We start from the raw sequence: 3,633 nt of genomic DNA, 5'->3' as shown, positions 1-3,633 counted from the left end.
TGGGCTCGGAGATGTGTATAAGAGACAGGTCCACGTCCACTCCTGCTGGATCTCCTCGGAGAAGCTGTAGGAGTACTCGACGCTTTCGATATCGCAGCGTGCGCCGGGATACCGGTTGACCAGCCATGTCCCGCCGACGTTTTCGGCGGCCTCCAGCACGCGGGCGCGGACCCCGCACTGGCGCAGGTAATGCAGGGCATACAGGCCCGAGAAGCCGGCGCCGATGATCAGCGCGTCGAGAACCTCGGGCTCATCGGCGTCAGCCATCGTTCGGCCGCCTTTAGTCGACGCTCCGCAGGGTTGCCTATCGATGGGTTTACGGTACGGTATTCAGTTGGATGCCGTGGGAGGAAATGCCATGAAGGTTCCGTTCACCTGGAAGGTCACCGGCTGGTTCATGATCGGCTGGTCACCGGAGTTCGCCGCCGGAACCACCCGTGCTCTGCATTACTTCGGCGAGGACCTGGTCGCCTACCGCGACGCCGACGGCGAAGTGCGTGTGATGGAGGCGCACTGCAAGCACATGGGCGCCCACCTGGGCCACGGCGGCACGGTGGCCGAAGACCGGGTCGAGTGCCCGTTCCACGGCTGGCAGTGGGGCCCCGACGGCTGCAACAAGTTCATCCCCTATCAGCCGGACCGGCCGAACAAGGCGTTGCGCCTGCGGGTCTACCCGGTCCGCGAACAGCACGGCTGCGTGTTCGCATGGCACCACCCCGACGGCGCCGAACCCCACTGGGAGATGCCCGACATCTTCGGCAAGTTTCCGCAGTTCCCCGCCGGTCCGCAGGACTACTACCGGGCCTACCCGGAGTTCTCCCGACGCCTGGAGGGCGAACCGGTCCACCCGCAGATCGTCGCCGAGAATGCCGCTGACAGCGCACATTTCCGGTACGTGCACCACGCGACGGTGACGCCGAGGATGCTCGATTGGAAGATGGCCGACCAGGAATGGCAGTTCGTCGCAGGCTGGCCTGACGAGCGCGCCGACGACCCGGAACAGATGGCGTTGCGTTTCCACAGCCATCTGTTCGGGCTCGGCGGGGCGATCAGCATCTTCGAGGGCGTGCAACAGCACCGGCTGATCTTCACCTGCACCCCGGTCGACGAGGGCCGCTCGGACCTGTTCTATTCGATCTGGTGGCCGCGGATTCCCGGCGATGACTCCGAGGCCCCGCCGGATGACGTGCGCGCGCGCGTCGAGAAGCAGTTTTTGACCACCGTCGAAGACGACCTGGGAATCTGGCGCTACCAGCGCTACATCCAGAATCCGGCACTGTCCCAGGTCGACGCGAAACCGTTTATGACGCTGCGGAAATGGGCGACCCAGTTCTACGACGTGGCGCCCACCGAGGCCGTCTTGACATGACCGTCGCGCTGGCGGACCTGATAGCGCCTGCGCACACCGCACTCATCACCCAGGAGCTGCAGGGCGCGGTGGTGGGGCCCGACGCCGGCCTGGCGGCCCTGGCCGACGAGGCACGCCGCGAGGCATTGCCCAACATCAGCCTGCTGCTGCCGGCGGCGCGATCCGCCGGAGTTGCGGTGGTGCACTGCCTGGTGCACCGCCGCCCGGACGGCTTGGGCTCCAATCACAACGCGCGACTGTTCTCCGCCGGCCGCCGAGCTGTGCGCATCGATCCGGGCAGCGCCGGCGCCACCCTGCTGCCCGAGTTCGGGCCGGAGCCGTCTGACCTGGTACTCAGCCGCTACCACGGCCTCGGGCCGATGGGTGGAACCGATCTGGATGCAATCCTGCGCAACCTGGGCATATCCACCGTTGTCGCGGTGGGGGTCTCGCTGAATGTCGCCATCCCCAACCTGGTCATGGATGCGGTCAACGCCGCCTACCGCGTGGTGGTGCCCCGCGACGCGGTGGCCGGTGTCCCGGCCGAGTACGGTGCTGCCATCATCGACAACACCCTGTCGCTGCTGGCGACGATCACCACCACACAGGAGCTGATGGAGACGTGGCAACCCTGACCCAGTTCACCGTGCCGGAGGTCACCGACGCGGTGGCCGCGGCGATTCCCGACCGCGACATGATCATCCAGGGCGACCGGCGCTACACCTATGCGCAGATCCTCGAGCGGTCCAACCGGCTGGCGTCCTACCTGCACTCCCGCGGGCTGGGGTGCCACACGCCGCGGTCGGACCTGGCTGCGCACGAGACCGGCCAGGATCTGTTGGGGATCTACGCCTACAACGGCAACGAGTTCGTCGAAACCCTACTGGGCAGCTTCCGGGCCCGGGTGGCACCGTTCAACGTCAACTACCGCTACGTGCGCAATGAATTGGCCTACCTGTTGGCTGATTCCGGCGCCACCGCGCTGGTGTACCACGCCGCGTTCGCGCCCACGCTGGCCGAAGTACTCCCTGACCTCCCCCAGCTCAAGGTCCTCATTCAGATCGCTGACGACTCGGGCAACGCCCTGCTCGACGGGGCGGTCGACTACGAAACGGTGCTGGCGGACAGTTCGCCGGAGCCGCCTGCGGTCCAGCCCTCGCCCGACGACCTGTATGTGCTCTACACCGGCGGCACCACCGGGATGCCCAAGGGCGTGCTCTGGCGTCAGCACGACATCTTCATGGGCTCGTTCGGCGGCCGCAATCTGATGACCGCCGAAGAGGTCAGCTCCATCGACGACATCGTGGGGCCGGCTCGCGACAACCCGGGCGTCAAGCTGATGATCTTGCCGCCGCTGATCCACGGCGCCGCCCAGTGGGCGGTGATGACCGCGATCAACACCGGCCAAACCCTGGTTTTTCCTTCGGTTGTGGACCATTTCGACGCCGACGACGTGGTGCGCGCCATCGAGCGGGAAAAGGTGCTGTCGGTGACCGTGGTCGGCGACGCGATGGCCCGGCCTCTGCTGGATGCGATCCGCAAGGGCAGCGCCGATGTGTCGTCGCTGCTGGTGGTGGCCAACGGCGGCGCCCTGTTGACGCCCTACGTCAAGCAGCAGATCGTCGAGACCCTACCCGGCGCCATGGTGATCGACGGGGTCGGTTCGTCGGAGACCGGCGCCCAGATGCGTCACATGTCGACCTCCGGTGCCGTCGCCACCGGAACCTTCGCCGGCGGACCGGACACCTGCGTGGTGGCCGAGGACCTTGGAGCCGTGCTGCAACCCGGGCACGACGGCCTGGGCTGGCTCGGTCAGCGCGGCTATGTCCCGCTGGGCTACAAGGGCGATGCCGCCAAGACCGCTGCGACGTTCCCGGTGATCGACGGGGCGCGCTGCGCCGTTCCCGGAGACCGAGCTCGGCACCTCCAGGACGGATCGATCGAGCTGCTCGGCCGGGATTCGGTGACAATCAACTCCGGTGGCGAGAAGATCTTCGCCGAAGAGGTCGAGACGGCGCTTGCGTCGCATCCGGGTGTCGTCGACGTGGTGGTCGCCGGACGGCCCAGCGAACGCTGGGGCCAGGAGGTGGTGGCCGTGGTGGCCCTCGCTGACGGCGCCGCCGTCACGGCCGCCGAGCTCATCGAGCATGCCGGCGGTTCACTGGCCCGCTACAAGCTGCCCAAGGCGGTCGTGTTCCGGTCGACGATCGTGCGCAGCCCCGCCGGCAAGGCCGACTACCGGTGGGCACGCGAGCAGGCCGAGCAGGGCCTGTCTCTTATACACA

General features: G+C 67.2%; 4 protein-coding genes. 3 read left to right on the top strand and 1 reads right to left on the bottom strand.

Annotation, left to right across the window (positions count from 1 at the left end; genetic code table 11):
- Positions 1-267, bottom strand: a 267-nt coding sequence (locus LI94_RS20605; RefSeq protein WP_046302389.1) for an NAD(P)-binding protein, incomplete at its 3' end; no start/stop codon positions are given.
- Between the two features lie 91 nt (positions 268-358).
- On the opposite strand from LI94_RS20605, the gene LI94_RS20600 reads away from it, so the two are divergent.
- From LI94_RS20600 to LI94_RS20590, 3 genes are all read left to right on the top strand, one after another.
- Positions 359-1,369 (top strand): Rieske 2Fe-2S domain-containing protein, encoded by a 1,011-nt coding sequence (locus tag LI94_RS20600; protein WP_046302391.1) that lies wholly within the window; start codon positions 359-361, stop codon positions 1,367-1,369.
- The gene (locus LI94_RS20595) at positions 1,366-1,983 is read left to right on the top strand and encodes a cysteine hydrolase (RefSeq protein ID WP_046302388.1); all 618 of its coding nucleotides are present in this window, start codon (positions 1,366-1,368) and stop codon (positions 1,981-1,983) included. Before LI94_RS20600 ends, LI94_RS20595 begins: the two co-directional genes overlap by 4 nt.
- Before the next feature lie 59 nt (positions 1,984-2,042).
- A partial coding sequence (locus LI94_RS20590; protein ID WP_239651288.1) for an acyl-CoA synthetase occupies positions 2,043-3,633 on the top strand: 1,591 nt, incomplete at its 3' end.

The sequence above is a fragment of the Mycobacterium sp. UM_Kg27 genome (assembly GCF_000972905.1).
Lineage (GTDB): Bacteria > Actinomycetota > Actinomycetes > Mycobacteriales > Mycobacteriaceae > Mycobacterium.
This window is presented reverse-complemented; position numbering and strand designations above follow the sequence as displayed.

Excerpts from the sequence above, each read along its gene's own strand:
- LI94_RS20600 (WP_046302391.1), top strand. The coding sequence starts at position 359 with ATGAAGGTTCCGTTCACCTGGAAGGTCACCGGCTGGTTCATGATCGGC.
- LI94_RS20595 (WP_046302388.1), top strand. The coding sequence starts at position 1,366 with ATGACCGTCGCGCTGGCGGACCTGATAGCGCCTGCGCACACCGCACTC.